This window comes from Bacillus sp. AFS098217 (assembly GCF_002551815.1).
Lineage (GTDB): Bacteria > Bacillota > Bacilli > Bacillales > Bacillaceae_G > Bacillus_A.
The window spans coordinates 52,240-70,182 of record NZ_NVPR01000054.1 but is presented as its reverse complement, the minus strand read 5'-3'; the positions used below and the strand labels follow the sequence as shown (position 1 = coordinate 70,182).

General features: G+C 35.2%; 19 protein-coding genes and 1 pseudogene. All 20 read left to right on the top strand.

Annotation, left to right across the window (positions count from 1 at the left end; translation table 11 throughout):
• Positions 1 to 56: 56 nt before the first annotated feature.
• The 20 genes and pseudogenes from COO03_RS15170 (at position 57) to COO03_RS15075 (ending at position 17,908) form a co-directional block, all read left to right on the top strand.
• A complete protein-coding gene (locus COO03_RS15170) occupies positions 57 to 797 on the top strand; it encodes a type II toxin-antitoxin system SpoIISA family toxin (protein ID WP_097897954.1) in 741 nt (246 codons plus the stop codon).
• 123 nt (positions 798 to 920) lie between these two features.
• On the top strand, positions 921 to 1,049 hold the full coding sequence (locus COO03_RS15165; protein ID WP_141523353.1) for a D-alanyl-D-alanine carboxypeptidase: 129 nt from the start codon (positions 921 to 923) through the stop codon (positions 1,047 to 1,049).
• Positions 1,050 to 1,125: 76 nt separating this feature from the next.
• Entirely contained in the window at positions 1,126 to 1,302 is a 177-nt protein-coding gene (spoIISB, locus tag COO03_RS15160) for a stage II sporulation protein SB (RefSeq protein WP_097897952.1), read from the top strand.
• Between the two features lie 412 nt (positions 1,303 to 1,714).
• Positions 1,715 to 3,184: an aminoacyl-histidine dipeptidase gene (locus COO03_RS15155; RefSeq protein ID WP_097897951.1), complete on the top strand. Its 1,470-nt coding sequence runs from the start codon at positions 1,715 to 1,717 to the stop codon at positions 3,182 to 3,184.
• A 209-nt stretch (positions 3,185 to 3,393) separates the two neighbouring features.
• The gene (locus tag COO03_RS15150; protein ID WP_097897950.1) at positions 3,394 to 4,245 is read left to right on the top strand and encodes a metallophosphoesterase; all 852 of its coding nucleotides are present in this window, start codon (positions 3,394 to 3,396) and stop codon (positions 4,243 to 4,245) included.
• Positions 4,246 to 4,433: 188 nt separating this feature from the next.
• Positions 4,434 to 4,685, top strand: coding sequence for a hypothetical protein (locus tag COO03_RS15145; protein ID WP_097897949.1), 252 nt, complete (start codon positions 4,434 to 4,436; stop codon positions 4,683 to 4,685).
• A 191-nt stretch (positions 4,686 to 4,876) separates the two neighbouring features.
• Positions 4,877 to 5,608, top strand: a complete 732-nt coding sequence (locus tag COO03_RS15140) for an ABC transporter ATP-binding protein (RefSeq protein ID WP_373605255.1) — start codon at positions 4,877 to 4,879, stop codon at positions 5,606 to 5,608.
• A complete protein-coding gene (locus tag COO03_RS15135; protein ID WP_097897947.1) occupies positions 5,608 to 6,627 on the top strand; it encodes an ABC transporter permease in 1,020 nt (339 codons plus the stop codon). Before COO03_RS15140 ends, COO03_RS15135 begins: the two co-directional genes overlap by 1 nt.
• A gap of 25 nt (positions 6,628 to 6,652) precedes the next feature.
• Positions 6,653 to 7,306 carry a TetR/AcrR family transcriptional regulator gene (locus tag COO03_RS15130; RefSeq protein WP_097897946.1) on the top strand — a complete coding sequence of 218 codons (654 nt, stop codon included), beginning with the start codon at positions 6,653 to 6,655 and terminating at the stop codon, positions 7,304 to 7,306.
• Between the two features lie 4 nt (positions 7,307 to 7,310).
• Positions 7,311 to 8,270, top strand: a complete 960-nt coding sequence (locus tag COO03_RS15125; protein WP_097897945.1) for a YbgA family protein — start codon at positions 7,311 to 7,313, stop codon at positions 8,268 to 8,270.
• A gap of 215 nt (positions 8,271 to 8,485) precedes the next feature.
• Positions 8,486 to 9,631 (top strand): acyl-CoA dehydrogenase, encoded by a 1,146-nt coding sequence (locus COO03_RS15120; protein ID WP_097897944.1) that lies wholly within the window; start codon positions 8,486 to 8,488, stop codon positions 9,629 to 9,631.
• Positions 9,632 to 9,645: 14 nt separating this feature from the next.
• Entirely contained in the window at positions 9,646 to 10,983 is a 1,338-nt protein-coding gene (locus tag COO03_RS15115) for an acetyl-CoA carboxylase biotin carboxylase subunit (RefSeq protein ID WP_097897943.1), read from the top strand.
• 26 nt (positions 10,984 to 11,009) lie between these two features.
• Positions 11,010 to 11,225: an acetyl-CoA carboxylase biotin carboxyl carrier protein subunit gene (locus COO03_RS15110; RefSeq protein ID WP_002056745.1), complete on the top strand. Its 216-nt coding sequence runs from the start codon at positions 11,010 to 11,012 to the stop codon at positions 11,223 to 11,225.
• A gap of 22 nt (positions 11,226 to 11,247) precedes the next feature.
• Positions 11,248 to 12,159, top strand: a complete 912-nt coding sequence (locus COO03_RS15105) for a hydroxymethylglutaryl-CoA lyase (protein ID WP_097897942.1) — start codon at positions 11,248 to 11,250, stop codon at positions 12,157 to 12,159.
• Positions 12,160 to 12,163: 4 nt separating this feature from the next.
• Positions 12,164 to 12,952 carry an enoyl-CoA hydratase gene (locus tag COO03_RS15100; protein ID WP_097897941.1) on the top strand — a complete coding sequence of 263 codons (789 nt, stop codon included), beginning with the start codon at positions 12,164 to 12,166 and terminating at the stop codon, positions 12,950 to 12,952.
• A 2-nt stretch (positions 12,953 to 12,954) separates the two neighbouring features.
• The gene (locus COO03_RS15095; protein ID WP_097897940.1) at positions 12,955 to 14,496 is read left to right on the top strand and encodes an acyl-CoA carboxylase subunit beta; all 1,542 of its coding nucleotides are present in this window, start codon (positions 12,955 to 12,957) and stop codon (positions 14,494 to 14,496) included.
• Between the two features lie 48 nt (positions 14,497 to 14,544).
• Positions 14,545 to 16,485 (top strand): AMP-binding protein, encoded by a 1,941-nt coding sequence (locus COO03_RS15090; protein ID WP_097897939.1) that lies wholly within the window; start codon positions 14,545 to 14,547, stop codon positions 16,483 to 16,485.
• Positions 16,486 to 16,574: 89 nt separating this feature from the next.
• Positions 16,575 to 16,685, top strand: a pseudogene (locus COO03_RS27645) (flavin reductase family protein); the annotation flags it as partial.
• A gap of 15 nt (positions 16,686 to 16,700) precedes the next feature.
• Positions 16,701 to 17,231 carry a GNAT family N-acetyltransferase gene (locus tag COO03_RS15080; RefSeq protein ID WP_097897938.1) on the top strand — a complete coding sequence of 177 codons (531 nt, stop codon included), beginning with the start codon at positions 16,701 to 16,703 and terminating at the stop codon, positions 17,229 to 17,231.
• Positions 17,232 to 17,359: 128 nt separating this feature from the next.
• On the top strand, positions 17,360 to 17,908 hold the full coding sequence (locus COO03_RS15075; protein ID WP_097897937.1) for a hypothetical protein: 549 nt from the start codon (positions 17,360 to 17,362) through the stop codon (positions 17,906 to 17,908).
• Positions 17,909 to 17,943: the final 35 nt, after the last annotated feature.

The following is a 17,943-nucleotide window of genomic DNA, read 5'->3' as shown; positions in this document are numbered from 1 at the left end:
AGAGAGTTGAGCATGTAATGATATTGTGAGAAGTTTTTGAATGGAGGGTGATGTGATTGACTGTCTCTAACATTCGAATTGGTTTGTTTTTTCTCGTACTAGTTTTTTTATTTCTTATTTTCTTTTATTGGAAAAATGAAGAATTGTATGAAGAGAAAAAGCAACTTATTCGAAAAACATGGTATGGTGCGTTTATTACATCAGTCACAATTTATTTCATGATAAAAGGAATTGATTTAACCCTCTGGAAAAATATTTTAATGTTTGTTACGATGGTGATATTTGTCGATATTGCGTTTATTTTAACTCCAAATATTTCTGAAATATGGGGCGCGAAATTTAGTGATATTGGAAAGACGGTTCAATCTATTAAGCGATCATTAATTGCTTCGAAAGCACGAGGTGAGATTTACACAACAATTATTCAGAATGTAAACCCAGCAGCATTTGGTACAATGGAGTGGCAAACAGAGAGGGAATATGTACAAAATTTAAATGCATTTTTGGATGCGTATGCAGAAAAAATTGGAGCAAAGATTGTTGTGTTTGTTACTGCTGAAGAATTAAATACACATTTTCGTGGTGTTCGCTCTCAATTTAGTATTACAATACCTTTAGAACATATAGAGAAATTAAACGAACAAAAAGCAGTGCAAATAGAAAATGTCGGCATTATACCAGCAAAAATAGTAAAAGACATTTGTATTGTCATTGATGGACAAAAGAATAATCTCCAAGATCGAGATTTTGAAAATGTATATAACTTAACAATTCATCATAGTTATTTTAGTAAGTGAGGACAGAATTACAATTCTGTCCTTTTCTCTTATACATAATTTTGAACAAATTTCGAGGGAATTGGACAAAAGTTGAATAAAATCGGACAATCATCCCAAAACTAGCACGTAGAGGTGATTGTAGTGGAAAAAGAATATAGTAATGAATTTTTCAAGGAAGAGACTGAAGATGCAACGGATTTCTCTTTAATAAAAGGAGATACAATGCAGCAAGTAGAAGATTTAGAAGAAGAATTAAGAAGAAAAGGATGACAGTGCATCCTTTCTATTTTAAGATATAATAAAGATAGATAAAGATTGTATCTTTTTTACAAAAGGGGGAAAAGAAATGAAAGAAACAAAATCAAAAAACCTTTCGTTTTTTAAGGAAAAAAAAGAAGTATCGAATACAGATTTCTCTCTTGTAAAAGGTGCATTAACGGAAAATATTAATCAGTTAGAAAAGCTTATGAGTAATGATGTATCAAAATATATACAAGGGAAAAAATTGAAAGAAAATGCATAGAAGCATTTTCTTTTTTATTTTGCTTTAAACTAATATTAAGGGCTTTTTGCTAGTTTGAATTGAATGATTTCACATACCGTAATTAGTAATGAAAAATATAGTCCTAAAAATTAATCTACATTTAACTATGTATGCTTCTCACTTGAAATACGTCATTTAGATAATCATCCTTAGAAATGATGCTAATAATTTAGATTTTGAAGTGGTTTTATCCCGTTATTATTATCATAGGTGTAGTATGTTGCTAGTTGTAATGCTGAGATAAAATACTACTTTATATATGTTAAAAAAATGATTATACCAATGCTTATAGTAAAACGATGGCGCATGATATAATGGTAAAGAAAAGAATGCTCTGAAATTTAAAAAGAACTTTTATCTAATCATTTGCATTTAGGAGAGGAGCTTAAACATGTATTCTAATTTAGAACAATTAACAAAACACCCTGTATTTTATCATTTTGCAGAAATTTCAAAGATTCCACGAGGATCAGGGAATGAAAAAGAAATTAGTGATTACTTAGTGAAATTTGCCAAGGATCGTAATTTAGAAGTTGTACAAGATGAAGCGTTAAATGTAATCATTAAAAAGCCAGCAACTAATGGATACGAAAAGGTTCCTGCAATTATCATCCAGGGTCATATGGATATGGTTTGTGAGAAAAACCAAGCAACTGTTCATGATTTTGAAAAGGACCCAATTCAATTGCGAATTGTTGGGGACATGCTGTATGCAAATCAAACGACTTTAGGTGCAGATAATGGTATTGCAGTTGCATATGCATTAGCGTTATTAGATTCAACTGATATCTCGCATCCAGCTCTTGAAGTTGTGATTACAACAGAAGAAGAGACAACAATGGGTGGTGCTTTTGCTGTTGATCCGAAACATTTTGACGGGAAAATATTTATTAATATTGACTCTGAAGAAGATCATAAATTACTAGTGAGTAGCGCAGGCGGAGCAAAAGCAGTTGAAACAATTTCTGTTATTTGGGATGACACACCTACTGATTTAGCTGCATATCGTCTATACGTTGGAGGGCTAAAAGGTGGCCATTCTGGTATGGAAATTGATAAGCAACGTGGTAATGCGAATAAAGTGTTAGGACGAGTTCTTTATGATTTATCGAATGAAGTTCAATTTAACATGAGTGAAATTCATGGTGGATTAAAAACAAATGCAATTCCACGTGAAAGTGTAGCAACAATCTTATTATCTGTAAATGATGTACAAAAGGTAGAAGAAAAAGTAGAAGAATGGACACGTGTTCTACAGGAAGAACTACGAGCTGTAGATCCTGATGTGCATGTTGCACTTACAAAATTAGAAGGAAACGTAGAAAAAGTGTTTGCAAAAGAAACACAAAAACAACTCATTTCTTCTTTATTCTTAATTCCAAATGGTATCCAAGGCATGAGCATGGACATTAAAGGACTTGTAGAAAGTTCAACAAACCTAGGGGTTATTGAAACGCTACATAATGAAATTAAATTGAAGAACGAAGTTAGAAGTTCTGTAAGTAGTTTAAAGCAGCACATTATGAATGAAATTAAGCAGATTGCTGAGTTAGTTGGAGCGCAATTTGAAAAAGAATCTGAGTATCCAGAATGGCCATATAATCCCAATTCTCCAATTCGCAATTTGTTTGAAAAAGTGCATAAAGAGAAATATAACAAAGATGTTGAAATTTATGCAGTTCACGCTGGTATCGAATGTAGTGTATTTGTTCAAAAAATGCCTGAATTAGATGCTATCTCATTCGGACCAGATATTTTTAATGTTCATACACCAGATGAACATATTAGTATTTCTTCTGTACTGAATAACTGGGGATACTTCATTGATGTAATGAGAGAAACGAAATCATTAGCTAAATAGTAATAAATTGAATCGCCTAAGGATAATCTTAGGCGGTTTTTTATTACTATTACCAAATCGATAAGGAATGACGAAAATGATAATTTCACATACTGTATTGAAATTATATAAAACATTATAAAAATATAGTAGTAACTGTTTTGTGAAAATAAACCATTTGATAAGATAGTAACGATATAATTAAAAAGAATTGATAGATGGGAGAAGATATGAAAAAAAGATATAAAAAGTTACTCATTATAAGCGCATTAGCAATAGGAGTCAGTGCATTTTCATATGTACAAAATAATTTAATAAGTGTAAGTAAAATATCTATAACATCTAGTAAGATACCTTCTAATTTCAAGGGATTTAAAATTGTACAATTGTCAGATTTACATAGTAAAAAATTTGGAGAAAACCAAGAAATTTTAATTGAGAAAGTAAAAAGTTTGAACCCTGAGATTATTGTCATTACAGGGGATTTAGTTGATAGTAAAAGATACGATGCAGCAGCGAGTTTAAGGGGAATGAAAGAACTTGTAAAACACTATCCTGTTTATTTTGTTACAGGAAATCATGAATCATGGTCAGGGCGGTATGATAGCTTAGAAAAAGAGCTGAAAAGACAAAATGTTATAGTTTTAAGAAATGAACATGTACGTATTCAAAAAGATGGACAGGAAATTTATCTTCTCGGCATAGATGATCCAGCATTTACCGCGAAAAATAACGATGAAAATGAAGAGATAACCACAGTAAAAAATGAAGTCGTTAAAGCGAAAGATACGATAGGTTCGGACGGATATAAATTATTGCTTTCTCATAGACCTGAACTTCTACAAGTGTATGCCGAGCAACAGATCGATTTAGTTTTATCAGGACATGCTCATGGAGGGCAAGTAAGATTACCTTTCATAGGAGGATTAGTTGCACCTAATCAAGGGGTATTGCCTAAATATACTGCAGGTTTGTATGAGGAACAAAATACTTCCATGATAGTAAGTAGGGGACTAGGAAATAGTGTCATTCCGCAAAGGGTTTTTAATAGACCAGAAATTGTAGTCGTACAGCTGAATTAAACCTGTACGACTTTTTTAGTACAAGTATCCATTACAATTTTGTTAAATTTGTTCTACGTTACATAAACTAACAAATTTTGACGACCTTTCTTTGTTATAGTATAAATAATTAAAATACTCAGTTTTTGTTAAGTTTAGAATATTTATGGCTTGTGCATATAAAAAACTTTTTATAAAGGAGTGTAGACATGCATAAAGAATTTGAAATTGAGGAATACACAGCAATTGAAGAACAAATTCATTATTATAGTCAATGTTTATTGGTGAATCATCCTGAGCAAATTGTAAAGTATTTAGAAAAAAGGTTAGAAACATATACAGAAACATTAAAACATGCACATTTGTATCCTGAAAAAGTTATTTTGCCTATCCAGCAATTAGTAATCGAGTATTCTTTTGATCTTGCTAGGATTAAAAAGTATTTAAAACTAGAGACATAGCTTATAAATAATGTTGTAAAATGAAGCAGAGTCGGCAATGAGAAATGTATTCTATCGTCGACTCTGTTTCATTGTTTTATCGAAAATGTATTTGTTTTTAAAAAGGTTAGAAATACTTATAAATAAAATTTGACATATAATGCTTCAAGAGTAAAATAAAAGTGAGTACTCACTCATTTATATAAAGGAGGATGATTTTAGTGTCGCAAATCTCCGTAAATTTACAAGATGTATCAAAACGTTTCGGAAAGAAAGAAGTATTGCATAATATTTCTTTATCCATAACGCAGACAGAAATTTTTGGCTTAGTAGGTCCTTCAGGTTCTGGGAAAACAACACTTATCAAGATGATTGCTGGCATTAGTGAGTCAACGACTGGTGAGGTAACAGCTCTAGGAACAAAAATGCCTAATCTAGATGAGATGAAGCGTATTGGGTATATGGCGCAAGCTGATGCCCTCTATGAAGAATTATCAGCTTATGAAAATGCCGATTTTATTGCGACAATGTATGGGTTAAAAGGGAAGCGCAAGAAAGAGAGAATAGAAGAGGTTTTTGCATTGGTGCAATTATCTCAACATGCCAAAAAGCAAGTGCAACATTTTTCAGGTGGAATGAAGAAACGTTTATCCCTTGCCATGGCACTTCTCCATGAACCAAAGCTATTAATTTTAGATGAACCAACGGTTGGGATTGACCCAGTTCTTCGTAAATCCATTTGGGAGAAGTTCTATGAGCTGAAAAAACAAGGAACAACGATTATTGTGACAACACATATTATGGATGAAGCTGAATTTTGTGAGCGCCTCGGGTTAATTCGAGATGGTAAGTTAATTGCAAGTGGTACCCCAGAAGAATTAAAAAATCAGACTTCATCAGGACGGATTGAAGATGTCTTTTTATTGGAAGGAGTGGTTGAGTAATGAGAATTGGTGGTGTAACAATTCGGATTATTCGTCAGTTCCTTCGAGATAAACGTTCACTTGCGATGATGTTTGGAGCGCCCATGTTACTTCTTTGGCTATTATCACTTGTGTTTACCCAAAAGGATTATACGCCGCATATTGCAGTAGTAGATGTCCCAGCACCTGTAGTGGAGTCAATGAAAAAACAGGATGTAACCATTTATGAATATAGTAAAGACAATGCGTATACGAAATTAGAAAAGCAACAAATTGATGCGATTATAACTTTAGAAAACGGAAAACTAAACGTATTACTAGAAGGTAGCGATTCTTCAAAAAATCATGCTGTACTTCAAGTATTACAAAAAGGGACAGGAAAAAATGATCTGCCTGGAATGAAACCAGAAATTAATTTTTTACATGGCTCTGCCGACTTTACGATGTTTGATGGACTCGGGCCTGTGCTGATTGGATTTTTCACATTTTTCTTTGTCTTTATTTTATCAGGCGTATCCTTTGTGCGGGAACGTTTAAGCGGGACATTAGAACGATTATTATCCACTCCAGTACGCCGATGGGAAATAGTTGTTGGTTATTTACTTGGATTTGGTATTTTTGCATTTTTACAATCAGTTATCATTGTAAGTTTTTCTGTGTATATTCTTGATTTGTATGTCGCAGGATCTCTATGGCTTACCTTACTTATTACATGCATGCTTTCGTTAACCGCATTAACACTAGGAACATTCTTGTCAGCATATGCAAATAATGAATTCCAAATGATTCAGTTTATTCCGCTTGTCATCGTGCCACAAATTTTCTTTTCAGGTTTATTTCCAATTGAATCAATGAATAAGTGGCTACAAATGTTAGGAAAGTTATTTCCGCTCACATATGGCGCTGATGCGATGCGACAAGTGATGATTCGTAACCAGGGGTTTTCTGAAATTGCTGGTGATCTTGGTGTATTACTATTTTTCGCAGTATTATTTGCAGTAGGGAATGTATTTGCTTTGAAGAAACATCGCAAAATATAATGTTTATAAAAAAGGGGCTTTACGAATGAAGAAAGATTGGCTGGAAGAGTTGATTGCTAGTGCAGATACAGATAAACGCAATGAACGTCAGATGCGTATTTTGGAAGCAGCGGTTGATATGTTTGGAGAAAAAGGATATGCATCCACTTCAACGAGCGAAATCGCAAAGCGTGCTGGTGTAGCGGAAGGAACGATCTTCCGCTACTACAAGACGAAAAAAGATTTACTATTAGCGGTTGTCATGCCAACTTTAACAAAGTTTGTCGCTCCATTTTTCGTACAGGCTTTCGCAAAAGAAATACTGGAAAATACGTATGAAACGTATGAAGATTTTTTAAGAAGTGCAATTCGAAATCGATTTGAATTCGCAAAAAAGCATTTTCCAATGTTAAAAATTTTAATACAAGAAGTACCGTTTCAACCAGAATTAAAAAATGAAATACAACAATTAGTAGAAAAAGAACTTTTTTCCCGCTTTACAAAATTAATCATACATTTTCAGGAACAAGGACAAATTATTGAAATGCCAACCCCTTCAGTTATACGCTTTACTTTATCAGCTATAATGGGTTTAATTTTAACTCGATTTTTATTATTACCTGAAGAAAAATGGGATGATGAAGTGGAAATTGAAAATACAATTCACTTTATATTGTATGGATTAACGCCGCGGAGGTAATAAAATGCGACAATTTGCTAAACCAACAGTCGTTGTAAGTAAATGTCTAGAATTTGATGCTTGCCGTTATAACGGGGATATGATTTCTGATGTTACAATTCGAAATTTACAGCCGTTTGTTACATTTATTCCGGTATGTCCTGAAGTAGAAATCGGATTAGGAATCCCTCGTGAGACGATTCGGATTGTCGAAGAAAGCGGAATTCACAAACTTGTACAACCTTCAACAAAAGAAGATATAACAGAGAGAATGCAACGGTTTTCTGATCAATTTTTAAGTGCTCTGCCGGATGTTGATGGTTTTATTTTAAAGAGCCGTTCGCCGAGTTGTGGAACGAGGGATGTGAAATTTTATACAGGATATGAAAAATCACCAGCAAAAGGGAAAGGTACTGGTCTGTTTGGCGGTGCGGTATTAAAAAATTTTTCGCATGCTGCAATAGAGGAAGAAGGTAGATTGTCGAATTTTATTATTCGTGAACATTTCTTTACGAGGTTGTTTACAATTGCTCATTTTAAAACAATAAAACAAAATAAAAATCTGAAAGAATTAGTGTCATTTCAGTCAGATTACAAATATTTATTTATGGCATATAACCAGGTGAAACAAAAAGAATTAGGCCGAATTATTGCGAATCATACAAAGGATAATATCTTTGAGAATTATGAGAAAACCTTATATGAATTATTGAAACGAACACCTCGCTACACATCAAATATAAACGTATGTCAGCATATTTTTGGATACTTTAAAGATAAGTTGAACAAGCAAGAAAAGGAGTATTTTTTAACACTCCTAAAAAAATATGCAGAAAAGAAAATACCTCTTAGTAGTTTACTTGTAGTTTTAAAGTCATGGGTTCTTCGTTTTGAAGAACACTATTTGTTAAGACAAACATATTTTGAACCGTATCCTGAAGCATTAGTAGAAATTTCAGATTCAGGTAAAGGGCGAGACTATTAAAGAAAAAATAGCATAATTCGACACAGAAATTCCTATGTTGTTGTAGAACAATGTAGGAATTTTTTTGTGCATGAGGACAGATTCTGTTTTAAAATTAAATTATGACAGAATTATAACAATTATCTAACTAATGTTCATGTCTTTTAAAAGCAATGTTTGTAGTACAGACTCGCACGCTGTCGAAACTCAATATTCGATAAGGGGTGTGTAATGGAATGGAATTTACTCTAACTCGCGAAAAACAAATGATTAAAGAAATGGTACGTGACTTTGCTGAAAAGGAAATCGCACCAAAGGCTGTGTATTATGATAAAACAGCGGAATTTCCATATGAAACGTTTCAAAAAATGGGCGAACTAGGTTTGTTAGGAATCCCATTCCCAGAAGAGTATGGAGGTTCTGGTGGCGATACACTATCGTACGCGTTAGCTGTTGAAGAAATTGGCCGTGCTTGTGGTGGTACAGGTTTAAGTTATGCTGCAACAATCTCATTAGGTGCTTCTCCTATTTATTACTTCGGTACAGAAGAACAAAAGCAAAAATATTTAGTTCCAATGGCATCTGGAAAAACACTAGGTGCTTTTGGTTTAACAGAACCGAATGCAGGATCAGATGCAGGAGGCACACAAACGAAAGCAATTTTAGATGGCGATGAATATGTGATTAATGGTGAGAAGTGCTGGATTACAAATGCAGAGTATGCAAATACAATTATCGTAACCGCTATCAACGGTGTTGATGAAAGAGGAAAAAAACGTATTTCTGCATTTATTGTACCAACGACAAGTGAAGGATTAACGATTTCCAGTCCATACGATAAGATGGGAGTTCGCGCTTCTAATACTTGTGAGATTGTACTTGATGGTGTACGTGTACCGAGGGAGAATATTCTTGGCGATGTAAATAAGGGATTTAAACAATTCTTATATACACTTGATGGAGGGCGTATTTCAATTGCTGCATTAGCTGTTGGAATTGCACAATCTGCTTTTGAACGTGCACTTCAATATGCGAAAGAACGCCAGCAATTTGGAAAAACAATTTCTAATTTCCAAGCGATTCAATTTAAACTGGCAGACATGGCTACTGAAGTAGAATTGGCACGTAATTTAGTACATAAAGCAGCTTGGTTAAAAGATCATGATAAACCTTTCGGCAAAGAAGCGGCTATGGCAAAATTATTTGCATCTGAAGCAGCAAGTCGCATATCTAATCAGGCAGTACAAATTCATGGTGGATACGGTTATATGCGTGAATATGAAGTAGAACGTCATATTCGTGATGCGAAACTTTTAGAAATTGGTGAAGGAACTTCTGAAATTCAACGTCTCGTAATTGCAAGACATTTAGGGTGTAGATAAAAGGAGGGCTCACTATGTTTCAAAAAATATTAATTGCGAATCGCGGGGAAATCGCAGTCCGTATTATGAAAACTTGTAAAAAACTTGGAATTCGTACAGTTGCTATTTATTCACAAGCAGATGAAAATGCTCTTCATGTAAAACTAGCAAATGAAGCTTATCTAGTAGGTGGCCCGCGTGTTCAAGAGAGTTATTTGAATCTTGAAAAGATTATAGAAATTGCTAAGAAAACAGATGCTGAAGCGATTCACCCAGGGTATGGGTTATTATCAGAAAATCCTTCCTTGGCTATTCGCTGTAAAGAAGAAGGGATTGTATTTATCGGCCCTTCTGAAGAGATTATTGCGAAAATGGGAAGCAAAATCGAATCTCGCCTAGCAATGCAAGGAGCAAATGTTCCAGTTGTCCCAGGAATCACAACAAATATTGAGACTGCTGAGGAAGCAATTGAAATTGCAAAACAAATTGGTTATCCATTAATGCTAAAGGCATCCGCTGGTGGCGGAGGCATTGGAATGCAGTTGATGGAAACTGAGCAAACGCTCACCAAAGCATTTGAGAGCAATAAAACGCGTGCACAAAACTTCTTTGGTAATGGCGAAATGTATTTAGAGCGATATATTGCAGATGCACATCATATCGAAATTCAACTTCTTGCAGATACACATGGCAATACAGTGTATTTATGGGAACGTGAATGTTCTGTACAGCGCCGGAATCAAAAAGTGATTGAAGAAGCACCGTCTCCATTTTTAGATGAGGAAACACGTAAAGCGATGGGGGAGGTTGCTGTACAAGCAGCAAAAGCTCTTGGTTATACAAATGCAGGTACAGTTGAGTTTCTTGTAGATGACCAGAAAAACTTTTATTTCTTAGAAATGAATACAAGGCTACAAGTGGAGCATCCCGTTACGGAAGAAATTACTGGCCTAGATCTCGTTGAACAACAGCTTCGCATTGCATATGGTGAAAAGTTGTCCTTTACGCAGGATGATGTAAATCGTAGTGGCCATGCTATTGAAGCGCGTATTTATGCGGAAGATCCAAAAACATTTTTCCCATCTCCAGGGAAAATTACAGAACTCACTTTACCAACTGATGTACGTATTGATCACTTTTTAGAGAATAATGTAACAATTACACCTTTTTATGATCCAATGATTGCAAAAGTGATTGCACACGGTGAAACGCGTAAAGAAGCTATTGGAAAATTACAGGATGCTCTTCAAAACCTAAAAGTAGAGGGTATCAAAACAAATACATCCATGCTATTGCAAGTGTTGGAAGATGAAGTGTTCCAAAGTGGAGTTTATACAACAGGCTTTGTAACAAAACAACTTGTAAAAAAATAAGACTTATGAATATTAAAGGGGGAAAAATGATGACAAAAGTATATGCATCGATGGCAGGTAATGTTTGGAAGATTGTTGTAGGAGTAGGAGATACAGTAGAAGAAGAACAGGATGTCGTCATTTTAGAATCTATGAAAATGGAAATTCCAATCGTTTCTGAAGAAGCTGGAACGGTAATGAAAATAAATGTACAAGAAGGCGACTTTGTTAATGAAGGAGATGTATTGGTAGAAATTGAATAAGGAGAAAAAGGGGTGAAATGTATTGAAACTACCTACTTTTGCTGTCATTAAAGAAGTGGGACCACGTGATGGTTTACAAAATGAAAAGAAAATTGTTGGCACAAAAGATAAAGTGAAATGGATTCAATTACTTTCAGAAGCTGGATTATCATATATTGAAGTTTCCTCTTTCGTTCACCCAAAATGGGTTCCTGCTTTGGCTGATGCAAACGATGTATTTACAGAGCTAAAAAGGGAATCAGATGTTACATATGCTGCGCTTGTTCCAAATCAAAATGGTTTGGAACGAGCTCTTTTGCAAAATGTAGATGAGGTGAATGTTTTTCTATCAGCGAGTGAATCACATAATAAAAGCAATATCAATAAGTCTATTAAAGAAGCGTTATCTGTCATACAAGATATTACAAAGCAAGCAGAGTTCGCAGGTAAAAGAGTAAGAGGGTACGTTTCTACTGTATTTGGTTGTCCATATGAAGGGGACGTGAGTATTGATGCTGTAGATGAGTTATGTAATCAACTTTTTTCATACGGCATATATGAAGTCTCACTTGGGGATACGATTGGTGTAGCAAACCCCTTACAAGTAGAAAGTGTATTAGAGCGTTTACTGAAAAAATATGACTCTTCACAATTTGCAATGCATTTTCATAATACGTACGGTATGGCGCTTGCAAATGTTGTTCAGTCACTGGAATACGGCATTACAACATTTGATAGTTCTTGTGGTGGTCTTGGTGGTTGTCCTTATGCGCCGGGGGCATCAGGTAATGTTGCAACGGATGATTTAGTACATATGCTCCATAAATTGGGCGTACAAACAAATATAAATGAAGAAAAATTATTACAAGCTAGTCAGTTTATTCAAAGTAAATTAAATATACCATTACCAAGTCATGTATACCGAGCAATGCAACATAAAACAATAAGTAGGTGATAAGATGCTACAACTACAAAATATTTCAGTCGATTACGTAACACCACACATCGTAAAAATAACATTAAGTCGTGAAGGACGAGCAAATTCGTTATCTCTTGCATTATTAGAAGAATTACAGTCTACATTAAGTCATTTAAATGAAGCATCAGATGTTCGCGTTGTTATTTTAACAGGAGCTGGTGAAAAAGCATTTTGTGCCGGGGCTGATTTAAAAGAACGCGCCAATATGAATGAAGAAGAAGTACGTCATGCAGTTGGGATGATTCGTTCTACAATGGATATGGTAGAACATTTATCACAACCGGTTATTGCTGCAATAAATGGAATTGCACTTGGTGGTGGAACGGAATTAAGTTTAGCATGTGATTTTAGAATTGCAGCAGAAACAGCAAGCCTTGGACTTACCGAAACATCTCTAGCTATTATCCCAGGAGCTGGTGGTACGCAGCGTTTGCCAAGATTAATTGGTGTTGGCAGAGCAAAAGAATTAATTTATACAGCACGACGTGTTTCAGCACATGAAGCGAAGGAATATGGAATGGTAGAGTTTGTGGTACCAGCTCATCTATTAGAGGAAAAAGCAATTGAAATTGCAGAGCGTATTGCTAGCAATGGTCCAATTGCTGTTCGATTAGCAAAACAAGCAATCTCAAATGGTATACAAGTAGATTTACATACCGGATTACAAATGGAAAAACAAGCGTACGAAGGTGTCATCCATACGAGAGATCGATTGGAAGGATTACAAGCATTTAAGGAAAAACGTAAACCGATGTATAAGGGGGAGTAAATGTGCTAGAACAAAAACAACAATCCAATTCATTTCAAGAACGTGTTGAAACAATTAAACAAGGTGGCGCACCGAAATATCATGAGCAAAATAAAGCAAAAGGAAAAATCTTTGTTCGAGATCGCCTAGCTCTTTTGTTTGATAACGGTGAATATGTAGAAGACGCATTATTTGCGAATTGTGAGCAAACAGGATTACCAGCAGATGGTGTTGTAACTGCAACGGGTAAAGTGCATGGCCGTACTGTATGTGTTATGGCCAATGATTCAACGGTGAAAGCAGGATCTTGGGGATCACGTACTGTTGAAAAAATATTACGAATCCAAGAAACAGCTGAAAAGTTACGTGTGCCACTTTTCTATCTTGTTGACTCTGCTGGTGCGCGCATAACTGATCAAGTTGAAATGTTCCCAGGACGCCGCGGTGCAGGGCGAATTTTCTATAACCAAGTGAAGCTATCAGGTAAGGTGCCGCAAATTTGTTTATTATTTGGGCCTTCTGCAGCTGGTGGCGCTTATATTCCTGCTTTCTGTGATGTCGTTATGATGGTTGAAGGCAATGCATCTATGTATTTAGGTTCTCCGCGTATGGCTGAGATGGTTATTGGTGAAAAAGTAACACTTGAAGAAATGGGCGGTGCCCGTATGCATTGCTCTGTATCAGGGTGCGGAGATGTTTTATGCAAAACAGAAGAAGATGCAATTGCTCAAGCGAGACAATATATTTCTTACTTTCCAAGCAACTACTTAGAAAATGCTCCTACGATGAGACCTCAAGAACCAAAGCAGTTCGAAAAAACATTAGAACAAATCATCCCAGAAAATCAAAATGCTCCTTTTAATATGAAAGATCTTATTAATCGCATTATCGATGAAGGCTCCTTCTTTGAAGTGAAAAAACTATTTGCTCAAGAGCTTATTACAGGATTAGGGCGAATCGATGGAAAACCTGTTGGGATTATCGCTAATCAGCCTCGTATGAAAGGCGGCGTACTATTCCATGATTCTGCTGACAAAGCAGCGAAGTTTATTAATTTATGTGATGCGTATCATATTCCATTATTATTCCTTGCTGATGTGCCTGGATTTATGATTGGAACAAAAGTTGAGCGAGCTGGTATTATTCGTCATGGTGCGAAAATGATTTCTGCAATGAGTGAGGCAACAGTACCAAAAATTTCAATTGTTGTGCGTAAAGCATATGGCGCTGGCTTGTATGCAATGGCAGGACCTGCCTTCGAACCAGATTGCTGTTTAGCATTGCCGACGGCTTCTATTGCTGTAATGGGACCTGAAGCTGCTGTCAATGCCGTATATGCAAATAAAATTGCAGCATTACCAGAAGAAGAGCGTGCAAGTTTTATTGCCGAAAAACGTGAAGAGTATAAAAAAGATATTGATATTTATCGTCTAGCATCAGAAATGGTAATTGACGGTATTGTTCACCCGAATGATTTACGTGAAGAGTTAAAGAAACGCTTTGAAATGTACATGAGTAAATATCAAGTATTTACAGATCGAAAACATCCAGTTTATCCAGTGTAAAAGCCCTATTTAGGGCTTTCTTGTTCGAAAAATAAGGAGGGAAAAACATTGAAACAAGCTGTTTGGTTTCCGACAGAAGAATATAAAGATAAAACACGTTTATATGGGTGGATGAAATCACTTGGTTATGAGGATTATGAAGCGTTTTATAATAAATCAATTGAAGAAACTGCATGGTTTTGGGGAGAAGCAGAGCGTGCAGTTGGCTATCAATGGATGGAGCCATATACAGAAGTACTAGATTTAGAAAATGGTACACCATTTGCACAGTGGTATACAGGGGGAACATGCAATGTAGTAGAATCTGCTTTATCTCGCTGGTTAGCAGAGGAAGAAACAAGAACACAACCAGCTCTTATGTATGAAGGAGAGAATGGTACAACAAAATCGTTTACATATGAAGAACTTGATAATTGGGTAAGCCGAGTTGCAAATGGACTCAAGCATTCAGGAATTGAGAAAGGTGATCGCGTAACGATTTATATGCCGATGATACCTGAAACAGTTGTTGCCATGCTGGCAGTAATGAAAATCGGTGCGATTATTTCCCCAATTTTTTCGGGTTTTGCAGCTGATGCAGTCATGACCCGTGTACAAGCAGCAGGCTCAAAAATGATTATTACAGCTGATGGATTCTCACGTCGTGGTAAAATTGTTTCTTTAAAAGATGAGGTAGATAAGGCGTGTGAAGAATGCCCATCTGTTGAGAAAGTTGTTATTGTTCGCCATGCGGGAAATGATTTTACACCTCATAACTATGACGTTTCATGGAGTATTCTTGAAAAAGAAAAACCATTTACACATGCTGAAGAAATGAAGAGTGATGATCCACTTATGCTTATATATACATCAGGGACAACTGGTAAACCAAAAGGAACAGTACATACACATGCTGGATTTCCTCTGAAATCGGCATTTGATGCAGGATTTGGTATGAATATTAAGCAAGGTGATCGTGTATTATGGGTTACTGACATGGGCTGGATGATGGGACCATTTCTATTATTCGGTTCTCTTATTAATGGAGCGACAATGGTAATGTATGAAGGTGTCCCAGATTATCCGGAGGCAGGTCGATTGTGGGAAACGGTTGACCGATACCAAATTACTCATCTTGGCATTTCACCAACATTAATTCGAGCATTGATGGCAAAAGGTGATGAGCATGTAAAGAAACATTCTCTAGAGAGTCTAGAAGTATTTGCGTCAACGGGTGAACCATGGAATCCAGATCCTTGGATGTGGCTCTTTGAAAAAGTTGGAAAAGGAAAAGTACCAATTTGTAACTATTCGGGAGGAACGGAAATTTCTGGCGGGATTTTTGGGAATGTCTTAGTGAAACCAATCGCACCGATTAGTTTCAATGCATCTTTACCTGGAATGGCAGCTGTTGTGTTAGATGAACAAGGTAATCCAATTCGTGATGAAGTTGGAGAATTATGTCTAGAGAAGCCTTGGGTTGGAATGACGAAAAGTTTCTGGGAAGATGACGAACGTTATGTTAATACATATTGGTCACGTTTTGAAAATAAATGGGTACATGGTGATTGGGTTATTTATGACGGGGAACAATATATCATTACTGGACGCTCCGATGATACATTAAATATTGCAGGAAAACGTATTGGACCAGCTGAATATGAATCAATTCTTGTAAAGCATAATCATGTAATAGAAGCAGCGGCAATTGGGGTGCCAGATGAAGTGAAAGGTGAAGTTTGTCATTGCTTTGTTGTCTTACGAGAAGGAGTAACATTCACAATGGAGCTAAAAAAAGAATTAATGAGTTTAGTAAACTCTCATATTGGAAAAGCGTTATGTCCAAAAGATATACATGTTGTAGAAGATTTACCGAAAACACGCAATTCTAAAGTAATGAGACGTGTGATTAAAGCAGCATACTTAGGAAAAGAGTTAGGAGATTTATCTTCACTTGTAAATCCAGAGGTTGTCTCGCATATTCAAGGGTTACAATCTAGTCAAATATGAAATAAAAGATGAGCCCTTTTATAAAAAGAGCTCATCTTTTATTGTTCTTATGACAACTGGAGTATGGGAGAATCGCTTGGCATGAATAAATAATAAAAAATGAAAATCATATTGATCCACAAAAATGGAAGCCTTTATTTTATAATTTTAGACATTATTTTTCAATTGGAGAAGAGTTAGGGAAGAATTATCGAGCGTAAAAGGAGAAATAGAGAATGATTCAACTTGATTATTTTGAAAGAAGTGACTTTAAACAACTTATAGATTGGATTGATTCAGAAGAGTTTTTATTACAGTGGGGAGGTCCAGCCTTTACATACCCATTACAGGAAAAGCAACTAGAGAAATATATAGAGAATGCCAATCATGAGAATGCAGATGTATTTGTATATAAAATGATAAAACAAGATACTGGAACGGTTATCGGGCATATTTCACTTGGGAAAATTGATCGAATAAATAAGTCTGCAAGAATTGGAAAAGTTTTAGTTGGCGATAAAGATATGAGAGGGAAATCTATTGGAGAAAGGATGATAAATACAGTTCTTAATATTGCATTTGAAGAATTGGAATTAAATAGAGTTTCCCTTGGGGTATTTGATTTTAATATAGCTGCTATTACATGCTATGAAAAGGTTGGATTTGTAAAAGAAGAGTTTCTGAGAGATGCACGGAAAATAGGGGATGAGTATTGGAACTTATGGGAAATGAGTATTTCATGCAATAAGTGGTGTAGTATACAGTAGAATCGTTTTAGAATAAAATTAAGTTAAGTATATTTATATAATTAGATGAAAATTATCTGTTATATAGGAATCTTACAAATGAAATACAGTAATATTATAACTTATATAATTCTTCTTGGGGGTATATTATGAATCAAAAACCAAAAATAATCTCTATCGCAGCTGTTTCTGGAGGAGGGAAAACTACAATTACAGAGGGACTAAATCGTAAACTACATCATTCTACAGCTATATATTTTGATAACTATGATTTTGATGAATGTCCATCAGATATTTGTAAATGGGTTGATGAAGGAGCGGACTACAACAAATGGACATTGACGCCTCTTATTACTGACGTTCAGTCTCTCCTAAATAATACTGAGCTTAATTATATTTTGCTTGATTATCCTTTTGCGTATTTAAATAGTGAGATGCGAAAATTTATTGATTTAGCTATATATATTGACACTCCTCTAGATATCGCAATGGCTAGAAGGATAGTAAGAGATTTTACAGAAAATCCAATAGACGAAGTACATAACGATTTAAAACATTATGTATCAGATGGAAGAAAGGCTTATTTAGAAATGGTTAACAATGTAAAACCAAATTCAGATATTGTTATTGATGGTTCCTACCCTATAAGTTTGATTGTTAGTCAAATATTAGGAGAAATAAGGAAAAGAGAATTATAATAAATTTTACTTTAATCCAGTAAATATTTGTAAGG